Origin of the sequence: Variovorax sp. 22077, from assembly GCF_052044195.1 — a bacterium.
Taxonomy (GTDB): Bacteria; Pseudomonadota; Gammaproteobacteria; order Burkholderiales; family Burkholderiaceae_C; genus Variovorax; species Variovorax atrisoli.
Map to the genome: position 1 here is coordinate 88,685 of NZ_JBQEQC010000009.1, position 25,526 is coordinate 114,210.

22 protein-coding genes are annotated in these 25,526 nt (G+C 68.7%); 12 read left to right on the forward strand and 10 right to left on the reverse strand.

Annotation, left to right across the window (positions count from 1 at the left end; translation table 11 throughout):
- Nucleotides 1–61 precede the first annotated feature (61 nt).
- Genes ACTJLF_RS15005 through ACTJLF_RS15020 form a run of 4 tightly spaced genes read left to right on the forward strand, consistent with a single transcriptional unit; the run spans nt 62 to nt 2,807 of the window.
- Nucleotides 62–385 carry a DUF2917 domain-containing protein gene (locus tag ACTJLF_RS15005; RefSeq protein WP_440883351.1) on the forward strand — a complete coding sequence of 108 codons (324 nt, stop codon included), beginning with the start codon at nt 62–64 and terminating at the stop codon, nt 383–385.
- Between the two features lie 32 nt (nt 386–417).
- The gene (locus tag ACTJLF_RS15010; RefSeq protein ID WP_440883352.1) at nt 418–1,233 is read left to right on the forward strand and encodes an enoyl-CoA hydratase-related protein; all 816 of its coding nucleotides are present in this window, start codon (nt 418–420) and stop codon (nt 1,231–1,233) included.
- 57 nt (nt 1,234–1,290) lie between these two features.
- Nucleotides 1,291–2,547, forward strand: coding sequence for a 6-phosphofructokinase (locus tag ACTJLF_RS15015; protein ID WP_026346489.1), 1,257 nt, complete (start codon nt 1,291–1,293; stop codon nt 2,545–2,547).
- The gene (locus ACTJLF_RS15020) at nt 2,544–2,807 is read left to right on the forward strand and encodes a cysteine-rich CWC family protein (protein ID WP_126183990.1); all 264 of its coding nucleotides are present in this window, start codon (nt 2,544–2,546) and stop codon (nt 2,805–2,807) included. Before ACTJLF_RS15015 ends, ACTJLF_RS15020 begins: the two co-directional genes overlap by 4 nt.
- Here the strand turns inward: ACTJLF_RS15020 and ACTJLF_RS15025 are convergent.
- A complete protein-coding gene (locus tag ACTJLF_RS15025) occupies nt 2,792–4,180 on the reverse strand; it encodes a zinc-binding metallopeptidase family protein (protein WP_019655605.1) in 1,389 nt (462 codons plus the stop codon). The two genes, ACTJLF_RS15020 and ACTJLF_RS15025, sit on opposite strands and share 16 nt — an antisense overlap.
- 114 nt (nt 4,181–4,294) lie before the next feature.
- Between ACTJLF_RS15025 and ACTJLF_RS15030 the strand changes: the two genes are divergently transcribed.
- The 4 genes from ACTJLF_RS15030 (at nt 4,295) to ACTJLF_RS15045 (ending at nt 10,177) form a co-directional block, all read left to right on the forward strand.
- Nucleotides 4,295–5,797 carry a DHA2 family efflux MFS transporter permease subunit gene (locus ACTJLF_RS15030; RefSeq protein ID WP_132752012.1) on the forward strand — a complete coding sequence of 501 codons (1,503 nt, stop codon included), beginning with the start codon at nt 4,295–4,297 and terminating at the stop codon, nt 5,795–5,797.
- 65 nt (nt 5,798–5,862) lie between these two features.
- Nucleotides 5,863–7,002, forward strand: a complete 1,140-nt coding sequence (locus tag ACTJLF_RS15035) for an ABC transporter substrate-binding protein (RefSeq protein WP_019655603.1) — start codon at nt 5,863–5,865, stop codon at nt 7,000–7,002.
- A 75-nt stretch (nt 7,003–7,077) separates the two neighbouring features.
- Nucleotides 7,078–7,845 carry a class II glutamine amidotransferase gene (locus tag ACTJLF_RS15040; RefSeq protein ID WP_019655602.1) on the forward strand — a complete coding sequence of 256 codons (768 nt, stop codon included), beginning with the start codon at nt 7,078–7,080 and terminating at the stop codon, nt 7,843–7,845.
- Between the two features lie 112 nt (nt 7,846–7,957).
- A complete protein-coding gene (locus ACTJLF_RS15045; RefSeq protein ID WP_440883353.1) occupies nt 7,958–10,177 on the forward strand; it encodes a TonB-dependent receptor in 2,220 nt (739 codons plus the stop codon).
- 33 nt (nt 10,178–10,210) lie between these two features.
- On the opposite strand, the gene gshB is transcribed toward ACTJLF_RS15045, so the two are convergent.
- A complete protein-coding gene (gene gshB, locus ACTJLF_RS15050) occupies nt 10,211–11,158 on the reverse strand; it encodes a glutathione synthase (RefSeq protein ID WP_132752009.1) in 948 nt (315 codons plus the stop codon).
- 266 nt (nt 11,159–11,424) lie between these two features.
- Here gshB and ACTJLF_RS15055 point away from each other — a divergent pair, with 266 nt between their 5' ends.
- Nucleotides 11,425–11,853, forward strand: coding sequence for a hypothetical protein (locus ACTJLF_RS15055; protein WP_019655599.1), 429 nt, complete (start codon nt 11,425–11,427; stop codon nt 11,851–11,853).
- A 10-nt stretch (nt 11,854–11,863) separates the two neighbouring features.
- Complete coding sequence (locus ACTJLF_RS15060; RefSeq protein ID WP_440883354.1) at nt 11,864–12,787, forward strand: polysaccharide deacetylase family protein; 924 nt, start codon at nt 11,864–11,866, stop codon at nt 12,785–12,787.
- 13 nt (nt 12,788–12,800) lie between these two features.
- Here the strand turns inward: ACTJLF_RS15060 and ACTJLF_RS15065 are convergent, their stop codons facing one another.
- The 6 genes from ACTJLF_RS15065 to leuS form a co-directional block, all read right to left on the reverse strand.
- The gene (locus ACTJLF_RS15065) at nt 12,801–14,669 is read right to left on the reverse strand and encodes a potassium transporter Kup (RefSeq protein WP_019655597.1); all 1,869 of its coding nucleotides are present in this window, start codon (nt 14,667–14,669) and stop codon (nt 12,801–12,803) included.
- A 170-nt stretch (nt 14,670–14,839) separates the two neighbouring features.
- Nucleotides 14,840–16,171 carry a glutamate--cysteine ligase gene (gshA, locus tag ACTJLF_RS15070; RefSeq protein WP_019655596.1) on the reverse strand — a complete coding sequence of 444 codons (1,332 nt, stop codon included), beginning with the start codon at nt 16,169–16,171 and terminating at the stop codon, nt 14,840–14,842.
- 119 nt (nt 16,172–16,290) lie between these two features.
- On the reverse strand, nt 16,291–17,592 hold the full coding sequence (locus ACTJLF_RS15075; protein ID WP_440883355.1) for a glutamate-5-semialdehyde dehydrogenase: 1,302 nt from the start codon (nt 17,590–17,592) through the stop codon (nt 16,291–16,293).
- A gap of 88 nt (nt 17,593–17,680) precedes the next feature.
- On the reverse strand, nt 17,681–18,754 hold the full coding sequence (gene holA / locus ACTJLF_RS15080) for a DNA polymerase III subunit delta (RefSeq protein ID WP_440883356.1): 1,074 nt from the start codon (nt 18,752–18,754) through the stop codon (nt 17,681–17,683).
- 22 nt (nt 18,755–18,776) lie between these two features.
- On the reverse strand, nt 18,777–19,295 hold the full coding sequence (locus ACTJLF_RS15085) for an LPS-assembly lipoprotein LptE (RefSeq protein WP_440883357.1): 519 nt from the start codon (nt 19,293–19,295) through the stop codon (nt 18,777–18,779).
- Between the two features lie 35 nt (nt 19,296–19,330).
- Nucleotides 19,331–21,961 carry a leucine--tRNA ligase gene (gene leuS, locus ACTJLF_RS15090; RefSeq protein ID WP_440883358.1) on the reverse strand — a complete coding sequence of 877 codons (2,631 nt, stop codon included), beginning with the start codon at nt 21,959–21,961 and terminating at the stop codon, nt 19,331–19,333.
- A gap of 203 nt (nt 21,962–22,164) precedes the next feature.
- Here leuS and ACTJLF_RS15095 point away from each other — a divergent pair, with 203 nt between their 5' ends.
- Both ACTJLF_RS15095 and ACTJLF_RS15100 read left to right on the forward strand, forming a co-directional pair.
- Nucleotides 22,165–23,139 (forward strand): Bug family tripartite tricarboxylate transporter substrate binding protein, encoded by a 975-nt coding sequence (locus ACTJLF_RS15095; protein WP_440883359.1) that lies wholly within the window; start codon nt 22,165–22,167, stop codon nt 23,137–23,139.
- Between the two features lie 93 nt (nt 23,140–23,232).
- Nucleotides 23,233–24,336 (forward strand): NAD/NADP octopine/nopaline dehydrogenase family protein, encoded by a 1,104-nt coding sequence (locus ACTJLF_RS15100; protein ID WP_440883360.1) that lies wholly within the window; start codon nt 23,233–23,235, stop codon nt 24,334–24,336.
- A 3-nt stretch (nt 24,337–24,339) separates the two neighbouring features.
- Here the strand turns inward: ACTJLF_RS15100 and ACTJLF_RS15105 are convergent, their stop codons facing one another.
- On the reverse strand, nt 24,340–24,936 hold the full coding sequence (locus tag ACTJLF_RS15105) for a peroxidase-related enzyme (RefSeq protein ID WP_440883361.1): 597 nt from the start codon (nt 24,934–24,936) through the stop codon (nt 24,340–24,342).
- A 61-nt stretch (nt 24,937–24,997) separates the two neighbouring features.
- Nucleotides 24,998–25,507, reverse strand: a complete 510-nt coding sequence (locus ACTJLF_RS15110; RefSeq protein WP_440883362.1) for a CMD domain-containing protein — start codon at nt 25,505–25,507, stop codon at nt 24,998–25,000.
- Between the last annotated feature and the right edge of the window lie 19 nt (nt 25,508–25,526).

The following is a 25,526-nucleotide window of genomic DNA, read 5'->3' on the forward strand; positions in this document are numbered from 1 at the left end:
GAGCACCTCTTCCTCCCCTTCCTCCCCTTCCTTCTCTTCCCCGTCTCCTTCCTTTCCAACGGTGACCTTCTCATCCATCGCCTCCCGCTTCCACGTCAGCCTGCCGAGGCGATCGGTCTTCGCCGTGCCCGACGGCGCGGGCGTGGGCATCGAATGCCGCAGCGGCTCGGTGTGGATCACCATCGACAGCGACACGCGCGACATCGTGCTGGAGCCCGGCGAGCGCTTCGAGGGCGGCGACCACCGGCGCGTGCTGGTGTCTGCGCTGGAGCCGTCGTGCATCACGGTGTCGGACGCGCAGCCGGCAGCGATGCCGCTGCGCTCGCGCACGGCCGGCGCACGGTCGCCATGGCGACTGCGGCCCCACGGGTTGTCCCCGGCTTGACCGGGGCCCATGCGCATCGAACCATCGATGCCATGAGTTCCGACACCACCGCACAACCCTTCATCCTCCAGGAACTGGCCGACGGCATCGCGACGCTGACGCTGAACCTGCCCGCCAAGCTCAACCCCATCGCGCGCGACCTGCAGGTCGAGCTGCGCGACGCGCTGGAGCGCATCCGCGACGACCGCTCGGTGCGCGCCGTGATCCTCACGGGCGCCGGCAAGGCCTTCTGCGTGGGTGCCGACCTGAGCGCGATGGCACCGCCCGAAGAGGGCAAGTCGCTCGGCACGCAGACCGCCGAGTGGATGCAGAGCCTGAGCAACCCGCTGATCGAGACGCTGCGCACGCTGCCGGTGCCGGTGGTCGCGGCGGTCAACGGCCCGGCTGCCGGCGCGGGCGTGGGCCTCGCGCTCGCGGCCGACGTGACCATCGCTGCGCGCAGCGCCTACTTCTACCTGCCCTTCCTGCCGAAGCTCGGCATCGTGCCGGACCTGGGCTGCACCTGGGCCATTCCGCGCCGCGCGGGGCGTGCGCGCGCCATGGGCATGGCATTGCTCGACGAGCGCGTGGGCGCAGGCCGCGCGGTGCAATGGGGCCTCATCTGGGCCTGCGTGGACGACGAGCAGCTGCTCGAGGAAGCCGGAAGCATCGCGCAGCGCCTGGCCCGCCTGCCGGCACACGCCGTGATCGAGGCACGCGAGGCCTTCGAGGCTTCCGAACGCCACACGCTGAAGGAACAGCTGCACTACGAGAGCGAGCGCCAGCGCGAGCTGATCGACCGGCCCAGCTTCCGCGAGGGCGTGAGCGCCTTCCTGCAGAAGCGCCCGCCGGTCTTCCAAAGCCGCTGACATCCCGACACCGGCGTCCACTGGCGCCGGCCCGGGGGCTGCAGGACAATGCCGCGCATGTCCATCCCCAACGCCTTCTACGCCCAGTCGGGCGGCGTCACCTCGGTCATCAACGCCTCGGCCTGCGGCGTGATCGAGACGGCGCGCCGGCATCCCGACCGCATCGGCAAGCTCTACGCCGGGCGCAACGGCATCATCGGCGCGCTGGCCGAGGAGCTGATCGACACCGGCGCCGAGACGGCCGAGGCCATCGCGGCGCTGCGCACCACGCCATCGGGAGCCTTCGGCTCGTGCCGCTACAAGCTCAAGTCGCTGGAGAAGAACCGCCGCGAGTACGAGCGGCTGATCGAGGTGTTCAAGGCGCACGGCATCGGCTATTTCTTCTACAACGGCGGCGGCGATTCGGCCGACACCTGCTTCAAGGTGAGCCAGCTCTCGCAGTCGATGGGCTACGCGCTGCAGGCCATCCACGTGCCCAAGACCATCGACAACGACCTGCCGCTGACCGACTGCTGCCCCGGCTTCGGCTCGGTCGCCAAGTACGTGGCGGTGTCGACCATCGAGGCCTCTTTCGACGTGCGCTCGATGGCGGCCACCTCCACCAAGGTGTTCGTGCTCGAGGTGATGGGGCGGCATGCGGGCTGGATCGCGGCGGCCGGCGGGCTGGCCGCCGACCAGGGCATTCCGGTGGTGGTGCTGTTCCCCGAGATCGAGTTCGACAAGGCGCGCTTCCTCGCGCGCGTGGACGAACTGGTGAAGCGGCACGGCTACTGCTCGGTGGTCGTGTCCGAGGGCTGCCACCACCCCGACGGCACCTTCCTTGCCGAGCAGGGCACGCGCGACGCCTTCGGCCATGCGCAGCTCGGCGGCGCGGCGCCGGTGGTGGCGCAGATGGTCAAGGACGCGCTGGGCCACAAGTTCCACTGGGCGGTGGCTGACTACCTGCAGCGCGCGGCGCGGCACATCGCATCGGCCACCGACGTGCGGCAGGCCTACGAACTGGGGCAGCGCGCGGTCGAGCTCGCGCTGGAAGGCCGCAACGCGGTGATGCCGACCATCGAGCGCATCTCCGACGCGCCCTACGCCTACCGCCTGGGCAGCGCGCCGCTCGAATCGGTCGCCAACGTCGAGAAACCGATGCCGCGCGACTTCATCTCCGACGACGGCTGGGGCATCACCGAGAAGTGCCGCCGCTACCTGCTGCCGCTGATCGAGGGCGAGGACTACCCCGCCTACAGCGGCGGGCTGCCGGTGTACGCGACGCTTCGCAACGACATCGTCGCGAAGAAGCTGCCGGCCTTCGAGATTTCATGATGGCCACGGAGGCCGTCCCCGGCCTGATCGACGCCACGCGCTGCCCGCTGTGCGGCGAGCCGAACCGCTGCGCGATGGAGATCGAGCGCGAGACCGGCCAGGCGCAGCCGCCCTGCTGGTGCATGCAGGTCGACTTCAGCAACGCGCCGCTCACCAACCTGCCGGAAGAGATGCGCGGACTCGCATGCATCTGCTTGCGCTGCGCGACCGGCCAGCAGCCTGCTCCGACTGCCAGGCCGTCTTCTCAAGACGACGCCTGAGGCTGAGGCTCGGGCTGGGCGGGGCTCTCGCTGCCCGGTTCCTGCTCCTGTGTCGGCTCCGGCTCGATGTCGGCGGCCATCACCATCGAGGGCGCATCGCCGGGGCGCTGCTGCGTGACCACGCGGTGGATGAACTGCAGCTTGCCCACCGCCGCGCGCGGCATCACGAAGGGGTAGTAGTCGGGCTGCCCCATGCTGCGCGACAGCTCGTTGAGCACGTTGGTGAGCAGCACCCAGCCGTTGACGAAGTCGAGGAAGCTTCCCGCGTCAGGGTCGTCGGGCTGCCAGAGATCGTCGAGCGTGAAGAGGTCGCTCGTGAGCTCGACGTTGGTCGCGTCGACGCCGAAGCTCATCGCGGTGTCCGCGGTGTCGGCCATGTGCAGGTAGTGGGCCCAGGTCTCGGCCCAGTCTTCCCACGGGTGCGTGCTTGCGTAGCTGCTCACGAAGCGGTCGGCCCAGTCGGGCGGCGGGCCCTGCTCGTAGTGCGTCTGCAGCGCGGCGGCATAGTCGGCGCGCTCGTCGCCGAAGAGGGCGCGGAAGTCGTCGATCCACTGCGTGGGCTGCACGAGCAGGTCCCAGTAGTAGTGGCCGATCTCGTGGCGGAAGTGGCCCAGCAGCGTGCGGTAGGGCTCGCGCATCTCGGCGCGGATGCGCTCGCGCACGGCATCCTCGGCCTCCTCGGCGTTGAGGGTGATCACGCCGTCCTGGTGGCCGGTCATCACGTGCGGGCCGCCGGGCGTGTTGCTGAGGAAGTCGAAGGCCAGCCCGTGGACCGCATCGGCGTGGCGGCTGACCACCGGCAGGCCCAGCGCGAGCAGCTGAGAGATCAGCCTGCGCTTGGCGGTCTCGAGCTTGAGCCACAGCTCGCCATTGCCTTCCACCGACAGATCGGGAATGGTGCGCGTGACGCTGCAGGCCAGGCAGTAGCCGGGCGCGAGGCCGTGGGTGTCGGGCGGCAGTTGCTCGCCCTCGCGCGCGGCGGGCACCATCCAGTTGCAGCCGGCCGGCGTCAGGAAGTTCACGCAGCGGCGGTAGGTCTTGCCGTGCGGATCGCCGAACACGGTGAAGGTGTCGGGCTGCGCGCCGCCGCCCTCCGCAGGCGCGAGCGGCACCACGCCGAGCCGCTCGATCACGTAGCCCAGCGGCGTGTGGCAGGCCAGGCATTCGCTGTTGCGCAGGAACACGGGACGCTCGCACTGGCAGCGGTAGGCGCGGCTGACGGTGGGTGCGGCCAGCTCGGCGGCGAGGGTTGGCGCAGCCGGCTCGGCGGAAAGGACCGGCGTGGTCGCTCCTTCCGCTTCTCCAGGAGCGGCAGGCTGGGCATCGGCTTGTTCGCCGGACGAAGCGTTCACGCTGTTGTTGTCTTGGTTCATCTTCTTGACGCGGAGGGGACAGCGAGGGGATTCTGGACCTGCACGCTGCGATTCCCGCCGTGCAAAGCCCGATATGCTTGTAGGACGACGGACCCGAGACATTCCGCCGCCCCCATGACCTCCCCTCCGACCCCAGAAGCCGCAAGCACGCCGGCCCCGCCCTCCATCGGCACGCTGCGCCAGCGCTATGGCGAACGCTACCGCTGGTACCTGCTGCTGTCGGTGATGGTGGGGACGATGGCGTCGATCATGTCCTCGACCATCGTCAACGTGGCGATCCCGGGCATGAGCCACCACTTCTCGCTCGGCCAGGAACGCGCGCAGTGGGTGAGCTCGGGCTTCATGGTGGCGATGACGGTGTCGATGCTCACCACACCGTGGCTGCTGTCGCGCTACGGCTACCGCCGCACCTACGTGGGCACGATGCTCCTGCTGCTGGCGGGCGGCATCGTGGGCGGCATGGCCAACGACTTCTCGCTGGTGCTGTTCGCGCGCGTGGCCGAGGGCCTGGCCGCTGGCGTGGTGCAGCCCATCCCGGCCATCATCATCCTGCGCGCCTTCGAGCCGCACGAGCAGGGCCGCGCGAGCGGCATCTTCGGCATGGGCGTGGTGCTGGCGCCGGCCGTGGGGCCGAGCATCGGCGGCGTGCTGGTCGACCTGTTCGGCTGGCGCTCGATCTTCTTCATGGTGGTGCCGTTCTGCCTCGCGTCGCTGTGGCTCGCCTACAAGTTCGTGCCCAAGACCGCGCCCGGCGGCGTGGCGGCCGCGCGCGGCGACGGGCTGGACGCACGCGGACTGGCGCTGGGCACGGTCGGCACGCTGTGCCTGCTCAACGGCCTCGTGGCGCTGCGCGGCGATTCGCCGCTGCAGGCCGCGCTGCTGCTGGCGGGCGCGCTGGCATCGTTCGGCGTCTTCGTGTGGTGGCAGCGGCGGCTGGCGGCCTCGGGCGGCACGCCGCTGATGAACCTTGCGCTCTTTCGCTACCGGCAGTTCGCGATGGGGAGCGTGGTGGCCTTCATCTACGGCACGGCGCTCTTCGGCTCGACCTACCTGCTGCCGGTGTACATGCAGGTGGGGCTGCATCTGTCGGCCTCGCACGTGGGCACCATCCTGCTGCCGGCAGGCGTCGTGCTGGCGCTCACCATCGCGGGCGTGGGCCGGCTGGCCGACAAGCACCCGACCTGGGTGCTGGTGACCATCGGGCTCGCGCTGCTGGCGGCCTCGTTCGCGCTGATGATGGTGCTGCGGCTCGACAGCGCGCTGTGGCTGCTGGTGGCGTTCGCGATCATCGGGCGCATCGGGCTGGGCTTCATCCTGCCCTCGCTCAACCTGGGCTCGATGCGGCCGCTGGCCAAGCCGCTGATCCCGCAGGGCGCGAGCGCGATCAACTTCGTGCGCATGCTCGGCGGCGCGGCGGGGGTGAGCCTCTGCGCCATCGTGCTGGAGTGGCGCCTCGCAGCGCACGGCGATTCGCTGGCCAACCCGATGACCAGCCCGGCGCGGCTCGCGGCCTTCGACGAGGTGTTCGCGATGCTGGCCGGCCTTTGCGCACTGGCAGTGTGCGCGGCCTGGCAGCTGCGCCAGGGTCCCCCTGACGCGCCACGCAAGACGGGGTAAACCCCGGAGCCGGAATGCAGGCCTTTCGCATTCAATTGTTATAAGTTGTATCGCAATCAGGCCTCATGCACCGCAGACACTTCATCGCCGCCTCCGCCGCGGCCGTGGCCGGCTTCGGCCCGCTTTCATCCGCCCTGGCTGCCGAGAACGGCGTCACCGACACCGAGATCGTCCTCGGCCACACCGGCATTCTGAGTGGCCCGCTGGGCGTTCCGATCAAGGTGGTGATGGCCGGCGCGGGGCTGGCCTTCGACGCCGTCAATGCCCAGGGCGGGCTCTCCGGCCGGAAGATCCGGCTGGTGTCGCTCGACGACGAACTCAAGCCGGAAAAGGCCGTCGCCAACTACGAGCAGTTGCTGGGCGAGCACCGCGCCTTCGCCTTCTTCGGCTGCGTGGGCTCGGGCACCACCGCGGCCGCAGCCAAGCTGCTGAGCCAGAGCGGCGCGCCGCTGGTGGGCGCCTACGCGGTGTCCGACTCGGCACGCGAGAAGGTCGGCGGCTCCGGCTATTTCGTGCGCGCCACCTTCGCGCGCGAGGCCCAGGCACTGGTACAGCACCTGACGACCATCGGCGTCACGCGCATCGCGGTGGCCTATCTCGACAATCCGGGCGGTGCCGAAGTCGCCCAGCTTGTCGGAGAGGCGCTGACGGCGCTGAAGCTCAAGCCCGAGGCGGCGGTCGCCGTGAAGGGCGACGGCAGCGCCAACGAAGCGGCCGGAAAGGCCCTGGCCGACAGCAAGGCGCAGGCCGTGATCATGTACCTGGGCGGCGCCATCGGCGGCGAGGTGATGAAGGCCGCATGGGCTGCGGGCGGGCGCCAGATGTTCTACGGCATGTCGATCGTGCCCGGCGACGTCACGGCCAGGCTGGTGGGCGACAAGACCAGCGGCCTGGCCATCTCGCAGATCGTGCCGTACCCCTGGAGCGAGGTCGACGCCGGCGCCAAGGAATACCGCCAGCTCGCCGAGCGCGCCAAGGTGGACATCGGCTACCTCAGCTACGAGGGCTACGTGAACGCGATGGTGATGATCGAGGCGCTGCGCCGCACCGGCCGCGACCTGACGCGCGCGAAGCTGCACGCCACGCTCAAGGCCATGAAGCTGCGCGTGAGCAACATGGAGATCGACTTCACCGGCGCCAGCAACACCGGCTCGCGCTTCATCGAGATGGTGCGGGTGACGAAGGAAGGCCGGTTTCTTCGGTAACGCTGCACGGTCCGGGCACTCGGGTTCAGGGCGCGGCGCGCCAGCGGCTGCGCGAATCGCGGTCTAATCGCAGCCATGTGCCAATTGCTAGGGATGAACTGCAACACGCCGACCGACGTGACCTTCAGCTTCACGGGTTTCGCGCAACGCGGCGGCCGCACCGACCACCATGCCGACGGCTGGGGCATCGCGTTCTTCGAGGACCGCGGGCTGCGGCACTTCGTCGACCACCAGCCGGCGAGCGAATCGCCGGTGGCCGATCTGATCCGGCGCTACCCGATCCAGAGCCGCAACGTCATCGCCCACATCCGCAAGGCGACGCAGGGCGAGGTCAACCTGCAGAACTGCCACCCCTTCGTGCGCGAGCTGTGGGGGCGCTACTGGGTATTCGCCCACAACGGCGACCTGAAGGAATTCCGCCCGCGCCTGCACGGCAACTTCCACCCGGTGGGCAACACCGACAGCGAGCACGCCTTCTGCTGGATCATGCAGGAGCTGGCCAAGTCGCACGCGGGCGTGCCGAGCATCGAGGAACTGACGCTCACCCTGCGCGAACTGGCGCCGCAGCTCGCGAGCCATGGCACCTTCAACTTCATGCTGTCCAACGGGCAGGCGCTCTGGGCGCACGCCTCGACCAACCTCTGGTACGTGGAGCGCCGCCACCCGTTCGTGACGGCGCAGCTGTCGGACGAGGACCTGGAGATCGACTTCGCGCAGCACACCACGCCCAACGACCGCGTCGCCGTGGTGGTGACGGCGCCGCTCACCACCAACGAGACGTGGACCCAGTTCGCGCCGGGCGAGCTGCAGGTGTTCGTCGACGGGCAGCACGTCGGGCGCTGAGGCCGAAGCCGGTCTTTGGCCCGACGCTTTTTGGCGACATTGCAAGAAAGTATCGACGGGCACGCTCAGAAAAGTAAACAATAACGGTTCTCATTTGCAAATTGAACCGTTCATGCCCGCTTCCTTCTTCCATCTCCGGCCGACCGTGGTCGCAACGCTGCTCGCGCTGAATGCCGCGGCGGCCCTGGCCCAGCAGACCACCGCCACAGAGCCTGCGGGGCCGGTGGTCTCGAGCGGCGGCACGCTGTCCACCGTGACCATCGAAGCCAGCGCCGACGCCTCGGCCGAAGGCCTGACCAAGCCCTATGCCGGCGGGCAGGTGTCGCGCGGCGGGCGGGTCGGCATCCTGGGCAACCAGGACATGATGAGCACGCCCTTTTCCAGCACCAACTACACCAACGAGCTGATCCAGGACCAGCAGGCCAAGAGCGTGGCCGACGTGCTGCTCAACGACCCCTCGGTGCGCCAGGCCCGCGGCTTCGGCAACTTCCAGGAGCTGTACGTGGTGCGCGGCTTCCCGGTGTACTCCGACGACGTCGCCTACAACGGCCTCTACGGCATGCTGCCGCGCCAGTACATCGCCTCGGAATTCTTCGAGCGCGTGGAAGTGTTCCGCGGCGCCAACACCTTCCTGAATGGCGCGGCCCCCGGTGGCAGCGGCATCGGCGGCGCGATCAACCTGCTGCCCAAGCGCGCGCCCAACGAGCCGCTCACCCGCGTCGGCTTCGGCGTGCAGACCGGCGGACAGGGCTACGTCAACCTCGACCTGGCGCGCCGCTTCGGCCCCGACGACAGCCTCGGCGTGCGCGTGAATGCAGTGCGCCGCGAAGGCGGCACCGGCGTGAAGAGCGAGAGCCAGCAGCTCAGCGCCTTCAACGTCGGCCTCGACTGGCACAACCGCAACGTGCGCCTGTCGGCCGACTTCGGCTACCAGGACTACGACCTGAAGGACGGCCGCCCGAGCCTGACGCCTTCGTCGACGCTGCCGATCCCGCGGGCGCCCGACGCCCGCACCAACTTCGCCCAGCCCTGGAGCTATTCGAAGGAAAAGGACAAGTTCGCCACCTTCCGCGGCGAAGTCGACATCACCGACAACATCACAGCCTGGGCCGCCGGCGGCGTGCGCCGCAGCGACGAGGACAACGTGCTGTCGAACCCGACGCTCGCCGACGCCTTCGGCAACACCAGCAACACGCGCTTCAGCAACACCCGCCAGGACCGCATCGGAACGGCCGAGATCGGCGTGCGAGGCAACTTCGCGACCGGCCCGGTGAAGCACACCGTGGTGGTCTCGGCGGCCAAGTACAGCAACGACCGCGACAACGCCTACACGATCTCGCGCGGCGCCATCCGCAACAACATCTACGCGCCCTACGCGTCGCCCTACCCCGTCGCCAACTCCTTCACCGGCAACACGCTGGAAGACCCACGCTTGACCGACCGGATCGACACCTCGAGCGTGGCCGTCGCCGACACGATGTCGTTCATGGAAGACCGCCTGCTCGTCACCCTCGGCGCGCGCCGCCAGACCATCGAGCAGACCAGCTACGCCTACACCACGCTCAAGCAGTCGAGCACCTACGACAAGAGCAAGACCACGCCGGTGGCCGGCGTCGTGTTCAAGATCACGCCGACCGTCTCGGCCTACGCCAACTACATCGAAGGCCTCGTCAAGGGCAACGTGGCACCGAGCACGGTCAACGGCCTGCCCGTCACCAATGCGGGCGAGATCTTCGCGCCGTACCAGGCCAAGCAGAAGGAAATCGGCGTCAAGTACGACGGCGGCACGCTCGGCGCGAGCGCGGCATTCTTCACCACCGACCAGCCGACGTACTACTACTCGGGCCAGACCTACGGCCTCTACGGCAAGCAGCGCAACCAAGGCCTGGAGCTGTCGGTGTTCGGCCAGCCCGCCAAGGGCCTGCGCCTGCTCGGCGGCCTGACGCTGCTGGACGCCAAGCAGAAGAGCACGCAAGGCGGCGCCACCGATGGCCTGAACGCCATCGGCGTGGCCAGGCAGCAGGCCAACCTCGGCGCCGAATGGGACGTGCCCGGCGTGCGCAACCTGTCGCTCAACGCCCGCGTGCTCTACACCTCGAAGCAGTACGCCAACGCCGCCAACACGCAGTCGGTGCCGTCATGGACGCGCTTCGACGTGGGTGCGCGCTACCTGGTCGACCTCGGCAACGGCCGCCTGCTCACGCTGCGCGCGCGCATCGACAACCTGTTCAACAAGTCGTACTGGGCCTCGGTGGGCGGAACGCAGGGCAGCAACTATCTGGTGCTGGGCGCGCCGCGCACCTTCGCGGTGAGCGGCACGATCGACTTCTGATCGATCGTCGCGGCGCGCCCGGCAGCGGCCCTGCTAGCGCAGGGTCGCTTCGAGCGCGTCGATGAACATCGCCGGCACGTCGAAGCCGGTCTGTTCGGTGATTTCCTGGAAGCAGGTCGGGCTGGTCACGTTGATCTCGGTGACCGAGTCGCCGATCACGTCGAGCCCGATCAGCAGCAGCCCGCGCGGTGCGAGCGCGCGGCCCACGGTCTCGGCGATCTCGCGGTTGCGCGGCGTGAGCGGCTGGGCCACGCCCTTGCCGCCGGCTGCCAGGTTGCCGCGCACCTCGGTGCCCTGCGGAATGCGGGCCAGCACGAAGGGTGCGGGCTCGCCCGCGATGATGAGGATGCGCTTGTCGCCCTGCGAGATCTCGGGCACGAAGCGCTGCACCATGATGGTTTCGGCGCCGTCCTTGTTGAGCGTCTCGACGATGGAGCCGAGATTCAGCGCGTCCTGCTTCACGCGGAAGATGCCCATGCCGCCCATGCCGTCGAGCGGCTTGAGGATGATGTCGCCGTGCTCAGCGTGGAAGTCGCGCACGGCCTGCGCGCTGCGCGTCACCAGCGTGGGCGTGACGAACTGCGGAAACTCCATGATCGCGAGCTTCTCGGGGTGGTCGCGCAGCGCGCGCGGCTTGTTCACCACGTGCGCGCCCTCGCGCTCGGCCTGCTCCAACAGGTGGGTGGCGTAGATGTACTCGGCGTCGAAGGGCGGGTCCTTGCGCATGAGCACGGCGTCGAAATCCTTCAGCGCCTTGGCCTCCGCGATGTCGACGCGGTACCAGTCCTTCGCGTCGCCGGTGAGCGTGATCTGCTGCACCGTGGCCGTGACCACACCGCCCGACTTCCACTGGATGTCCTGCGGCAGGCAGGCCGCGATACGGTAGCCGCGGCGCTGCGCCTCGCGCATCATCGAGAAGGTCGTGTCCTTGTAGATCTTGAAGTGATCGAGCGGATCGGCGACGAAGAGGATGTTTTTCATCAGGCGTTCTTTCTTGCGTTGCCGGGGCGCGGCGGCCATTGGCATGGGTATCGGGGCGCGATGTTGCCGGAAGCGGCGATGTCCTTGCCGGCGGGGGCTTTTTTCTCTTCGGCCCGCCGCGGCCGGCCCGGCCGGGCAACGCGCGTCGGGGGCGATTGTGCCGGGAGCCGGAAAGCGCGAGATGGTCAACAATCTGAGCCCGATAAAGTCAACCATCCGGCACGGGAATTGCGAGTCTCCACCTCCGACAACTTCCGGAGAACCTCGTGGACACATCCATTTCGCAGGGCAGCCCTGCCCTCGATCCCGCCGCCGTGGTCGACGAATTCCTGCGCCTGGTGATGATCCCGGACCCGCAGTCGGCCTCGCGCTTCACCGCGCCCGACATCCGCATCCGCTTCACCGGCAACCGCCCCATGCACGCGCCGGCCGACACCTCGGCCTTCAACGCCAAGCGCTACGCCTGGGTCAAGAAGAAGATCGAGCGCACCGAAACGGTGGCCGGCGGCACGCCGGAGGAAACGGTGGTCTACAGCCTCGGCACGCTCTACGGCGCGTGGCCGGACGGCACGGCCTTCGAGGGCAACCGATACGTCGACCGCTACGTGGTGCGCCACGGCCTGATCGTGCAGATGGATGTCTGGAACGACAGCGCCGAATGGCTGCTGGTGCGCGCCGGCCTTGCCGTGCTGTGAGGCCGCCCGCATGAGCACGCGCTGGCCCGACCGGCTCCCCACGCACGACCGCTTCGACTACCGGCCCATCACCCGGCGGCCCGACTACGCGTGGCCGAACGGCGCGCGGCTGGCGGTGTACATCGGCTTCAACGTCGAGCATTTCGCCTTCGGCGACGGGCTGGGCGCATGCATCGGCCCGGCCTCGCCGCAGCCCGACGTGCTCAACCACGGCTGGCGCGAATACGGCAACCGCGTGGGCGCGTGGCGCTGTCTCGAACTGTTCGATTCGCTCGCGCTGCCGACCGGGGCGCTCGTCAACACCGCGCTGTACGACCACTGCCCGGAGCTGGTCCAGGCACTCGTGGCGCGCGGCGACGAGCTGATCGGCCATGGCCACAGCAACGCCGAACGTCAGGGCGTGCTCGACGAGGAGCACGAGCGGGCGCTGCTGATGCGCTGCCGCGAGCGGATGCTGCGCGAGAGCGGGCAGGCGCCCGCGGGCTGGCTCTCGCCGTGGATCTCCGAGAGCGCCGTCACGCCCGACCTGCTGGCGGAGACCGGCTACGGCTACACGCTCAACTGGTGCCACGACGACCAGCCGCTGCGCATGCGCACGCGCGGCGGCGGATCACTGTGGTCGGTGCCGTACCCGCAGGAGCTCAACGACATCCCGATGATCGTCGGCCGCCTGATGGACGCGAAGGATTTCAGCGCGATGGTGATCGACAACTTCGAGGAAATGCTCGAGCAGTCGCGCGCGCAGCCGCTGGTGATGGGCGTTGCGCTGCATCCTTACATCGTGGGGCAGCCCTATCGGCTGCGGCACCTGCGCACGGCGCTCGCACGGCTGGCGCAGGCGCGCGACCGGGGCGATATCTGGTTCACCACGCCGGGTGCGATCGCCTCGCACGTGGCGGAGCTCGAGAAGGAGCGGCCGGGGGAGTTCGACTGAGCCGCGCCCGGGCTCAGATCTCGATCTTCGACCCCAGCTCCACCACCGCGTTGTTCGGCAGCCCCAGGAAGGCCGCCGCGCCGCTCGCGTTGTGGTGCATCTGCGCGAACAGCTTCTCGCGCCACGGCGCCATGCCGCTGCCCAGCGTGGGAATGACGACGTCGCGCGACAGGAAGTAGCTCGTCGTCATCTGCTCCAGCTGGCAGCCGCGCATGCGCGCGTTCTCGAGCGCGCGCGGCAGGTCGATGTCGTTCTTGAAGCCGTAGTGGACGGTGATCTGCCAGCAGTGGTGGCCCAGCGGCTCGATCTCGATGCGCTTGTCCATCGGGATCCAAGGCACCTCGTGGTTGCGCACGGTGACGAACATGTTCTGCTCGTGCAGCACCTTGTTGTGCTTGAGGTTGTGCAGCAGCGCGTTGGGCACCACGCCCGGCTCCGCCGTGAGGAACACCGCCGTGCCGTCGACGCGCACGGGCGGGCTCACGAACACCGAGTCGAGGAAGGACTTCAGGTCGATGGCGTCGGCGTGCTGCGCCTCGCCCATCAGGCGGCGGCCTTCCTTCCAGGTGATCATCAACGTGAAGACGAAGCCGCCGATCAGCAGCGGGAACCAGCCGCCCTCGAACAGCTTGAGCAGGTTCGACGCGAAGAACAGGAAGTCGACCACGAAGAAGACCGCGGTGGAGGCGATGCACAGCGCCAGCGGCAGCTTCCACGCGTAGCGGATCACGAAGAAGGTCAGCACCGTGGTGATCAGCATGTCGGTGGTCACCGCGATGCCGTAGGCCGCGGCCAGGCTGCTCGACGAGCGGAACATGACCACCGCCAGCACGATCGCCACGAACAGGCCCCAGTTGACCAGCGGGATGTAGATCTGGCCGGCCGTGCGCACGCTGGTGTGCTCGATGTTCAGGCGCGGCAGGTAGCCCAGCTGGATCACCTGTCGCGTGACGCTGAAGGCGCCGGTGATGAGTGCCTGCGACGCGATCACGGTGGCGGCGGTGGCCAGCAGCACCAGCGGAATCAGCGCCCACTCCGGCGCCATCATGAAGAAGGGGTTCTTCACCGCCTCGGGGTTCTCAAGCAGCAGCGCGCCCTGGCCGAAGTAGTTGAGCGTGAGCGCCGGCATCACCACCGAGAACCACGCGATGCGGATCGGGCTCTTGCCGAAGTGGCCGAGGTCGGCGTAGAGCGCTTCGGCGCCGGTCACGCACAGCACGGTCGCGCCCAGCAGGATGAAGCTGGTGCCCGGGTTGTCCCACATGAACTTCAGCGCGTAGAACGGGTTCAGCGCCTTCAGGATCTCGGGGTGGTGCAGGATCTGCGACACGCCGAGCACCGCGATCGCGAGGAACCAGGTCAGCGTGATCGGCCCGAAGAACTTGCCGATGCCCGCGGTGCCGCGCTTCTGCACCACGAAGAGGCAGAACAGCACGACCAGCGTGAGCGGAATGACGTAGTGCGTGAAGTGCGGCGACACCACCTCCAGGCCCTCGACCGCCGAGAGCACCGAGATGGCCGGGGTGATGACCCCGTCGCCATAGAAGAGCGAGGTGCCGAAGATGCCGACCACCAGCAGCAGGTGGCGCAGCCTGGGCTTGTCGTGCACCGCGCGCGAGGCCAGCGCCAGCATGGCGACCAGGCCGCCCTCGCCTTCGTTGTCGGCCCGCAGCACGAGCACGACGTACTTGATGGAGACGATGACGGTGAGCGTCCAGAAGAACATCGACAGGATGCCGTAGACGTTCTCGACGGTGAAAGGCACGTGGCCGTGCCCGAACACTTCCTTGACGGCGTACAGCACGCTGGTGCCGATGTCGCCATAGACGACGCCGATGGCGCCGACGATCAGGCCGGCTGAGAGATTTTTGGGGGCTGACACGAAGTCGATGGGAAAAGGGACAGGCTGCGATTCGGCGTGTCAGGCACGCCGGGGGGTGTGACAGATGTGAACTTTAGTCCACCTGCAGGACCCTCCCGCCCTTTTGTTTCCGTTGCTGTGGGGCCGCTATTTTGCCGCCGGCGGCCATCGCCGCAAGCGGGCCCCGGGAATCATTCGTAGATTTCGGCGTCCGGATCGGTCGCTTCCATCTCGTAGCTGGCGGCCACCATCGCGAGCCGGCCGACCACCCCGTACATGTAGAAGCGGTTCGGGGCGCTGGCACCAGGCTTGGCGCCCGGCTGAGGCAAGTGCGCACTTTCGGAGAAAGCCAGCGGCACGAAGCTCGCGCCCGGCAACTTCAGGTTCTCGTCGGCGGCGCGCTCGGCATGCACCCGGTAGAAGCCCCCGACCACGTAGCGGTCCATCATGTAGACCACAGGTTCGGCCACGCCGTTGTGCACGCGCTCGTTGGTGAGCACGCCTTCCTGCACGATCAGTTCCGTCGGCTCCCGCAGGTCGCGGCCGGCGGCGTTCCGCGCGGATGCCGCAGGAACGCTGGCGCCGGCGCTGCCGCGCGGCTTGCCGATCAGCGCCTCCACGTCCTTGGCGTCGCGCACCGTCACCACGCCGGGGCTGCCGCTTCCGCTGTGGCCGCCCTTGACGACCACGAAGGGCTTCTCGTTGATGCCGTATTCCTTGTACTTGCGGCGCACCTTGGTCAGCACCGCATCCACGTGGCTGGTGAGCACGTCGATGCCGCGGCCACCCGCCACGTCGACACCCTCGGCGCGCGCGTAGATCGGGTTGATGAGCCACGGATCGATGCCCAGCAGCTTGCCGAAGCGCTTGGACAGCTCCTCGTAGCTGTGCAGGTGGTTGCTCTTGCGACGCACCGACCATCCTGCGTGCAGCGGCGGCAGCAGGTACTGCTCGTGCAAATCCTCGAGGATGCCGGGAGTTCCTGCGGAAAGCTCGTTGTTGAGCAGAATCGTGCAGGGATCGAAGTTCTTGAGCCCCAGGCGGCGCTTGGTGCGCACCACCGGCTCCAGCGTCACCGTCTCGCCGTTGGGCAGCTCGATCTTCTTGGGCGACTTGATGGCCGGATCGATCGACCCGATCCGCACATTGAGCCCCGCCATGTGGAAGATGCGCACGAGTTGCGCGACGTTGGCGAGGTAAAAGGTATTTTTGGAGTGGTTTTCCGGAATTACGAGCAGGTTGCGCGCTTCCGGACAGATCTTCTCGATGGCCGCCTGGGCGGCCTGCACCGCCAGCGGCAGCATTTCCTTGGTGAGGTTGTTCCAGCCACCCGGAAAGAGATTGGTGTCGACCGGAGCCAGCTTGAAGCCCGCGTTGCGGATGTCGACGGCGCTGTAGAACGGCGGCGTGTGCTCCATCCACTCGAGCCGGAACCAGCGCTCGATGGCGGGCATCGAGTCGAGCACCCGCTGCTCCAGTTCGTTGATCGGGCCGGTCAGGGCGGTGACTAGATGCGGAACCATGCAGCGGCCTTGTTGGTTTTGTGCTTAAAGGTGGAGTGGAATTGTAGGATTTGGGGCTGGTCGCCCCAATGACAAGACCGCGCGCGGGCGCATCGGATCGACCGCTCCCATGAGAACCATCAGGTCCGGACTTCGCCCTGCCCGAGCACCACGTACTTGAGCGAGGTCAGTCCTTCGATGCCCACCGGGCCGCGCGCATGGAACTTGTCGGTACTGATGCCGATTTCAGCACCCAGCCCGAACTCGAAGCCGTCCGCGAAGCGTGTGCTCGCATTGACCATCACGCTGGCCGAATCGACCTCGCGCAGGAAGCGCTGGGCATTCACGTGGTCGCGCGTGACGATGGCGTCGGTGTGGTGGCTCGAGTAGCGGTTGATGTGGGCGATGGCCTCGTCCACGCCCGCCACCACCTTGATGCTGATGACCGCGGCGAGGTATTCCTCGTACCAGTCGGACTCCACCGCATCGACGATCTTCGCCGGCGGGATGGCCGCGCCCAGCGCCTCGCTCTCGCGCAGGATGGCCGCGGCCGCCGGGTCGCAGCGCATTTCCACGCCCTTGGCCGCGAAGATGGCGGCGATCTCGGGCAGGAAGTCTTCGGCCACCGCGGCCGACACCAGCAGGCCTTCGGCGGCGTTGCAGGGGCTGTATTTCTGGGTCTTGGCGTTGTCGACGATGCGCAGCGCCATCTCGAATTCGGCCGTGTCGTCCACGTAGACGTGGCAGTTGCCGTCCAGGTGCTTGATGACCGGCACCTTGGCGTCGCGGCTGATGCGCTCGATCAGGCCCTTGCCGCCGCGCGGAATGATCACGTCGACGAATTCGGGCATGGCGATCAGCTGGCCGACGGCCTCGCGGTCGGTGGTCTGCACGAGCTGCACCGCCTCGACCGGCAGGCCGGCCTCGCCGAGCGCCTCGGACACCAGCAGCGCCAGCGCCTTGTTCGACTCGATGGCTTCCGAGCCGCCGCGCAGGATGGCGGCGTTGCCGCTCTTGATCGCCAGGCTCGCGGCCTCGATGGTCACGTTGGGCCGGCTCTCGTAGATCATGCCGAAGACGCCGATGGGCACGCGCATCTGCCCCACGCGGATGCCGCTGGGCTGCTGCTTCATGCCGATGATCTCGCCGATCACGTCGGCCATGCCGGCGAGCTGCTCGCAGCCCTGGGCGACGGTCTCGATGACCTTGGGGGTGAGCTTCAGGCGGTCGACCATCGGCGCCGGCAGGCCGGCGGCGGTGGCGCGCTCCAGGTCCTTCTGGTTGGCCTCGGCGAGCGCCGGGCCGGCTTCGCGCAGGCGGCGGGCCAGCGCCTTCAGCGCCTTGTTCTTGCTGGCCGCATCGGCACGGGCCATGAGGAATGCGGCGGTCTTGGCTTGCAGACCCAGGGTCTGCATGTGTTCGCTTACGTTGAACGCGTTCATCGAGCTATTTTCCCACGCCGACCCGCCGCCCGGCTGGCGCAGGCCTTTTGGCGGCTGAAGCCGCCAGCCCGCTTCGACCGGCGAGCCTTCAGGCGCGCCGCGGCGTGCCGCCCGCGCTGCCGCAGGCGCGGCACAGCATCAGCGCCAGCCGCTGCAGGGCCAGCCAGCCGCTGGCGGGCCAGTCGGGCTGCTTCAGCCCCTTCACGATGCCGTCCACCACGTGCGCGGCACGCAGCAGGCGCGCGAGCATGCGGTCGTCAAGGCGCGGCAGCACCCGCTCGAAGGCGCGCTCGCGCGGGCCCCAGATGCGGTTCTCGCGCAGCGCCATCGGCAGCGGACGGCCGGCGGCCATGGCGTCCTTCACGCGCTTGAGGGCGCGGATGTCCTCCGCGATGGCGTAGTGCACCAGCACTTCGGCCTCGCCCTCGGCCTGCAGCCCGTCGAGCATGCGCGCCACGCGCTGCGGATTGCCCGCCAGCACCGCCTCGGAGAGCTTGAACACGTCGTAGCGCGCCACGTTGTTGACTGCGCCTTCCACCTGCTCCCAGCTCAGTTCGCCGGCCGGATGCAGCAGCGCGAGCTTCTGGATCTCCTGGTGTGCCGCGAGCAGATTGCCCTCCACGCGGTCGGCGAAGAACTGCAGCGTGCGCTGGCCTTCGTCGCCGGGCATCACGCGCTGTCCCTGCTGGCCCAGGCGCTGCGCTATCCACTGCGGCAGCGCGTTGCGCTCGATGGGGTCGACCTGGATGCTCGCGCCGTTGTTCTCCAGCGCCGAGAACCAGGCGCCGGTACGCGTGGCCTTGTCCAGCCTGGGCAGCATCACCAGCGTGAGCGTGCTGTCGTTGCCGGCCGCCGATTCGGCCAGCTGCTGCAGGGCCGCGCTGCCGTCCTTGCCGGGCTTGCCCGAGGGAATGCGGATCTCGACCATCTGCTTGTCGGCGAACAGCGAGAGCGAGCCCCCGGCCGCGAGCACCGCGCTCCAGTCGAAGTGCGCGCCGGCCACGGTGTACGAGCTGCGCTCGGTGTAGCCCTGCGCGCGCGCGGCGGCGCGGATGGCGTCGGCGGCCTCCTGCGCGAGCAGCGGCTCGTCGCCGTGGATCGTGTAGAGCGGCTTCAGGCCCTTCTGCAGATGGGCCGCGAGCTGTGCGCTGGCGAGTTGCATGGGAGAAGCGAAGACGCCGGCCTCAGATTTCCTTGACCGCCGCCAGCCGGCGCATCAGCTGCTGCGCGATGTCCGACTGCATGTCGCGGAACAGCAGGTCGGCCTCGCCTTCCTTGGCCAGCGCGTTGGTCTCGTTGAAGCTCAGGTCGCGCGTCTGCGAGACGTCTCCGGCGGTCAACAGGTCCTTGCCGGCCGGCGTGCGCAGTCGGAAGCGCACCCTCAGCTGCAGCTGCAGCTCGCGCACGAGGCCGGCCGAATTGGTCGAGATCACGATGCGGTTGCGGTCCTCGCCCAGGACCTCCAGGATGACGTCCGCCTTGGACGCATCCTCGGGCGACAGCACGGTCACCGTGCCCGTGGCCCTCAGCTCGCGCCGGATCTGGTTGATCATGGCCGAATTGCCCGACACCGACAGCGACTTGAACGCGAAGACGGGCGCCTCGCGCAGCTTGAAGCCGCAGCCGGCCAGGCCCATCGAGGCACCGGCCGCCAGCCCGAGGAGGAGGCCGCGGCGCGGCAGCGAGACATTGCGAGTGTTCATGCTTGCTTGGTTGATTGAGCCGTTCGTCCGGCGTTTCAGATGACCACGTTGACCAGGCGGCCCGGAACCACGATCACCCGCTTGGCCGGCGCGCCTTCGGCGAACTCGACGAAGTCGTCGCAGGCCAGCGCGAGCTTCTCGATCTCGTCCTTCGAGGCGCCGGCCGGCACGCTGAGCTTGCCGCGCAGCTTGCCGTTGACCTGCAGCATGAGCTCGATCTCGTCCTGCACCAGTGCGTCCACGTCGACCACGGGCCAGGGCGCGTCGAGCAGGCCGCCCAGGTCCTTGTCGTAGCCGAGTTCGTTCCACAGCTGCTGGGCGATGTGCGGCGTGGCCGGGTACAGGCAGCGCAGCAGGATGCCGAAGCCCTCGCGCACCGCCGCGGCGTCGCCCGCGCTGCCGTCGGGCTTGAAGCCTTCCAGTGCGTTGAGCAGCTTCATCGCGCCCGACACCACCGTGTTGTATTGCATGCGCTGGTAGTCGTAGTCGACCTGGCGCAGCACGGTGTGCACCTCGCGGCGCAGCGCCTGGGCGTTCTTGCCGAAGGCCTGGCCGGCCACGGCCACCGGAGCCACGTCGGCCTGCGAGACGCCGAAGTTCCACACGCGGCGCAGGAAGCGGAAGCTGCCCTCGACGGCCGCGTCGTTCCACTCGAGCGTGGCCTCGGGCGGCGCGGTGAACATGGTGTACAGGCGCGCGGTGTCGGCGCCGTACTTCTCGATCAGGTCCTGCGGGTCGACACCGTTGCGCTCGCTCTTGCCCATCTTGCCGACGCCGCCGTATTCGACCTTCGTGCCGTCGGCGGTGGTGCCGCCGACGATGCGGCCCTGGGCGTCGAGCACCGGCGTGACCTCGGAGGGCGGGAAGTAGTCCTTGCCGCCCTTCTCGTTGCGCGAATAGAAGATGTGGTTGAGCACCATGCCCTGCGTCAGCAGCTTGCTGAAGGGCTCGTCGGCCTTCACCAGGCCGAGGTCGCGCATCACCTTGGTCCAGAAACGCGCGTACAGCAGGTGCAGGATGGCGTGCTCGATGCCGCCGATGTACTGGTCCATCGGCATCCAGTAGTCGGCGCCGCCGGCCACCATCGCCTCGTCGTTCTTCGGGTCGCAGTAGCGCATGAAGTACCACGACGAGTCGACGAAGGTGTCCATCGTGTCGGTCTCGCGCCGCGCGGGCTTGCCGCACACGGGGCAGACCACGCCGGAGTGGAAGCCTTCGTGCTTGTGCAGCGGGTTGCCCGAGCCGTCGGGCACGCAGTCGGTGGGCAGCACCACCGGCAGGTCCTTCTCGGGCACCGGCACCGCGCCGTGCTCATCGCAATGGATGATCGGGATCGGCGTGCCCCAGTAGCGCTGGCGGCTCACGCCCCAGTCGCGCAGGCGCCAGGTGGTCTGCATCTCGCCCAGGCCCTTCTGGCCCAGCGCGTGCGCCACGGCGGCCACGGCCTCCTTGTAGGTCATGCCGCTGAAGTTGTCGGAGTTGATGGTCACGCCGCGCTGCTTGTCGGCGTACCAGTCCTGCCACTTGTGATAGTCGAAGTGCGGCTCGTCGTCGACCAGCACCACCTGGATGATCTCGATGCCGTACTTGTTGGCGAAGGCGAAGTCGCGCTCGTCGTGCGCGGGCACGCCCATCACGGCGCCGTCGCCGTAGCTGATCAGCACGTAGTTGCCGACCCACACCGGCACCTGCTCCTCGGTGATCGGATGCGTCACCGTCAGGCCCGTGGGCACGCCCTTCTTCTCCTGGGTGGCGAGCTCGGCCTCGGTGGTGCCGCCGCTCTTGCACTCCTCGATGAAGGCCGCGACCTTGGGGTCGAGCGTGGCGGCATGCGCGGCCAGCGGATGCTCGGGCGCCACGGCGCAGAAGGTCACGCCCATGATGGTGTCGGCACGCGTGGTGAACACGTACATGCGGCCGTCCTGGATGAGCTTGCCGTCGGCGCCCTTGATGTCGTGCGTGAAGGCAAAGCGCACGCCCTCGCTCTTGCCGATCCAGTTCTCCTGCATCAGCTTGACGCGCTCGGGCCAGCCCGGCAGCTTGTGCTGGGTGTGCTCGAGCAGTTCCTCGGCGTAGTCGCTGATCTTCAGGTAGTAGCCCGGGATCTCGCGGCGCTCGACCGTCGCGCCGGTGCGCCAGCCCTTGCCGTCGATCACCTGCTCGTTGGCCAGCACGGTCTGGTCGACCGGGTCCCAGTTGACGACCTGGGTCTTGCGGTAGGCGATGCCCTTTTCGAGCATCTTCAGGAACAGCCACTGGTTCCACTTGTAGTAGCTCGGGTCGCAGGTGGCGATCTCGCGGCTCCAGTCGATGGCCAGGCCCATGGCCTGGAGCTGGCCCTTCATGTAGGCGATGTTCTCGTAGGTCCACTTGGCCGGCGGCACGCCGTTCTTCAGCGCCGCGTTCTCGGCCGGCAGGCCGAAGGCGTCCCAGCCCATCGGCATCAGCACGTTGTAGCCGCTCATGCGCAGGTAGCGCGTGAGCATGTCGTTGATCGTGTAGTTGCGCACGTGGCCCATGTGCAGCTTGCCGCTGGGGTACGGCAGCATCGAGCAGGCGTAGTACTTCTTGCGGCTCGCGTCCTCGGTGACGCGGTAGGCATCGGCGGCGCTCCATTGCGCCTGGGCAGCGGACTCGACGTCGCTGGGTTTGTAGCTGGGATTCATGGCGGTTCGGCAAGAGCCCGGCGCAAGGCGGCCGGGAACGCGGGATTATCGCGCCGGACTAGACTCGCCCCCAGGCCGCGCTCACTTCGCGTCGCTTCGCCAACCCCCTTCCGGGGCAGCACCTGCGGCACGGCAAAGCCGGTTCCGCGGTGTTTCGCGAAAAATGCATGCCCCCCGTTACACGCCGCGGACGAAAACACACCATGAAACTGCGCCTGAAACACCTCGCCCTGGCCCTCGCGGCCGCCGCCGGCCTCGCCGCCACACCCCTTTGGGCCCAGCAGAACGACAAGCCCCTGCGCATCGTCGTGCCCTTCGCCACCGGCGGCGCGCAGGACGTCATCGCCCGCTACCTGGGCGCCAAGCTCACCGACAAGCTCGGCCAGCCGGTCATCATCGACAACAAGGCTGGCGCCGGCGGCATCGTGGCCGCCGATGCTGTGGCCAAGGCGACCGACGGAGCCACGGTGCTGCTGGCCACCGGCGGCGCGGTCACCATCGCGCCGCACCTGCAGGCCAAGCTGCCCTACGACCCGGTCCACGAGCTGGTGCCTGTCGCCCTGGTGGGCGACACCCCCATGACGCTTTCGGTGCGCGCCGAAAGCCCCTACAAGACGGTGGCCGACGTGCTGCGCGACGCCAAGGCCAGGCCCGGCCAGGTGACCTACGCATCCACCGGCAACGGCACCGTCTCGCACCTGACCGGTGCACTGCTGGCGCAGGCCGGCGGCGTGAACCTGCTGCACGTGCCCTACCGCGGCGCCGCGCCGGCCCTCACCGACCTGCTGGGCGGCCAGGTGGCGACCATCGTGACCAGCGTGGCCTCGATCGAGCCCATGGTCGCCAGCGGCAAGGCCCGCGTGCTGGGTACCTTCTCGCGCGCCGCGCTGCCGGGCATGGGCTCGGCCCCGACCATCGGCGAGGCCACCGGCCTCCCGGGCATGGAGGTGCCGGTCTGGGTCGGCGTGATGGCGCCAGCGCGCATGCCGGCGGCGAGCGTCGAGAAGCTTTCCGCTGCGCTGGTCGAGGTGTGCAACCTGCCCGAGACGAAGCAGCGCTTCGCCCAGCTGGGCGCGGTCAACACCTGCGGCGGCGCATCGGCGCTGGGCAAGGTCGTGACCGAGGACAGCCAGCGCTGGGCCAAGGTCATCAAGCAGGGCGGCATCAAAGTTGAATAGGCTGGCTCTTCCCCAGGCTTCACGCACTTCGTGTCGCTTCGCCGGCCCCCTCGCCGGGGGCAGCAACGGTGGCACGGCCGAGCTGGTTCCACGGTGTCCCCGAATGGAGAGGCGGCGTTGACGGTCGCGGCGAAGCGGTATCGCGTCGGCATCGCGGGCGCCGGGGCGATCGCGCTGGCCAGCGCGGCCTGGTTGCGGCGGGCGGGCCATGGCGTCACGATCTGGTCGCCGGGCGGCCGGGGGGCGAATGCCCTGCGCACGCAGCCGCTGGAAGCCGGCGGCATCGAGTCGTTCTCGGTGGGCGTCGAGGTCGCCGACGACGCGGCCGGGCTCTGCGCCGCCTCGGACGTGCTGCTGGTCGCCCTGCCGGTCAACGGCCACAGGCGCGTGATGGACGCGCTGCTGCCCTTCCTGCGCGACGGCCAGACGGTCATCGTCAGTTCGATGGCCTCGCTGTCGTCGCTCTACCTGCACGAGGCGGCGGTGCGCGCGGGCTTGCAGCGTCTCACCGTCGCCAGCTTCGGCACCACCGTGCTGACGGCGCGCCGCGAGTCGGGCATCCGGGTCCGCGTGATGACGCGGCGCAAGGCAGTCGGTGTCTCCGCGCTGCCCGGCGCACGTGTCGACGAGGCCGTCGCGCTGTGCACCGAACTCTTCGGCGAAGGCTTCTCCGTGCAGGGCAGCGCGCTCGCCAGCGCCCTGGCCAACGTCAATCCGCAGTCGCACGGGCCGCTCGCGGTCTTCAACTGGACGCGCATCGAGCGCGCCGAGAACTGGCCGCAGTACCACTGCATGACGCCCGGCGTGTCGCGCGCGATCGAGGCGCTCGATGCCGAGCGCCGCGCCGTGGCGGCCGCCTTCGGCATCGAGCTCGGCCCCATCGAGGCGCACTTCGCGCGCTCCTTCGGCACCACCTCCGAAAAGCTCGCCGACATCGCCGCCGAGCTGCACGCCAAGCGCGGCGGTCCGCCCGGCCCCACGCAGACGGACACGCGCTACCTGAGCGAGGACATGCCCTACGGCCTGGCCTTCGTCGAGGCGCTCGGGGCCATCGCCGGCGTGCCCACGCCCGCCACGCGGACCATCGTGGACGCGGCCTCGCTGGTCAACGGCATCGACTACCGCCGCGAGAACGACCTCGTCGGGCCGCTGGGCCTGGCGGATGAGACCATCGCCGGCCTGCTCGGGCGCCTATGAGGCCTATGAGGCGTCGGTCTCGGGGAACACGGGCTCCCCGAGGTTGAGCATCAGCCGGTTGGCCCAGGCGAAGATGGCCACCGAGTGGATCAGGTCGAGGATCTCCAGCTCGCCCAGCCCCACCTCCTTGAGCTTGCGCACGTCGTCTGCCGAAACCTTGTCGGGCGCCGCGCCCAGGCGGATCGAGAACTCGACGATGGCCTTCTCGCGCTCCGTGGTGCCGGCGCCCTCGGGCTCCTCGAACACCTGCGATATCACGTCGTTGCGCTTTGCCAGCTGCTCGAAGCGCTGGGCATGCACCGAGGCGCAGTACACGCAGCCGTTGACGCGCGACTCCACCGTGGCGCCCAGTTCGCGCTCGGCGCGCGGCATGCCGCCCGGCGCGAACATGATCGCGTTGAAGGCGATGGAGCGCTGCAGCAGTATCTCGGGCTGGTGCGCCAGCACCAGGAAGTAGGGCGAGGTGCGTGCCTGCGGGCTCATCTCGTCCAGCGCCGCGAGCTGCTCCGGCGTGGCGGTGTCGACGTCCACCGTGTCGAGCCACGGCTTCCACTTGAGCACTTCGTTGGTGAAGCCCTTGATGCGGATCGGAGCGCTCATTGGAATACCTTCGTGCTTCGCACTGCGGTGCGAGCTTGCTTGGGGCGGCCCGGCGCGGCGCTCATGCCGCCACCTCCAGCGCGGCCAGCGCCTTCAGGCCCGCGGCGACGCGGATCTGGTACGACAGGTAGGCGATCAGCTGGCTCATCGCCACGATGGCCGGCGTCGACAGGCCGCTTTGGACCAGCGACTGCACGGCAGCCTTGTCGCCCTCGATGGGGCGCTCGATCAGCTTGCCGGTGAAGGCAAGCACAGCCTGCAGGCGCGCGTCGGCCACGGGCTTGCCGGCATCGACGGCCGCGATCACGGCGGCGTCGGCCCCTTCGGCCACGAGCCGGTCGCGGTAGTGCCCGGCCAGGCTGTCGGCCTTCGAGACGCGGCAGGCGTGCAGCGCCACGAACAGCCGCTCGGCCACCGAGAGGCCTTCGACCGCAGGGGAAAACATCGCGTCATAGCTGCCCTGGGTCGCGGCCAGCACCTTCTCGCGCTGGCGGCGCAGCGCCCAGGTGGGCTGGTCCGGCGCCAGGGGGACGACGGCATCGATCACATCGGAAACGGGTGTGCTTGTCATGGTTCGCGGTTTCTTATGG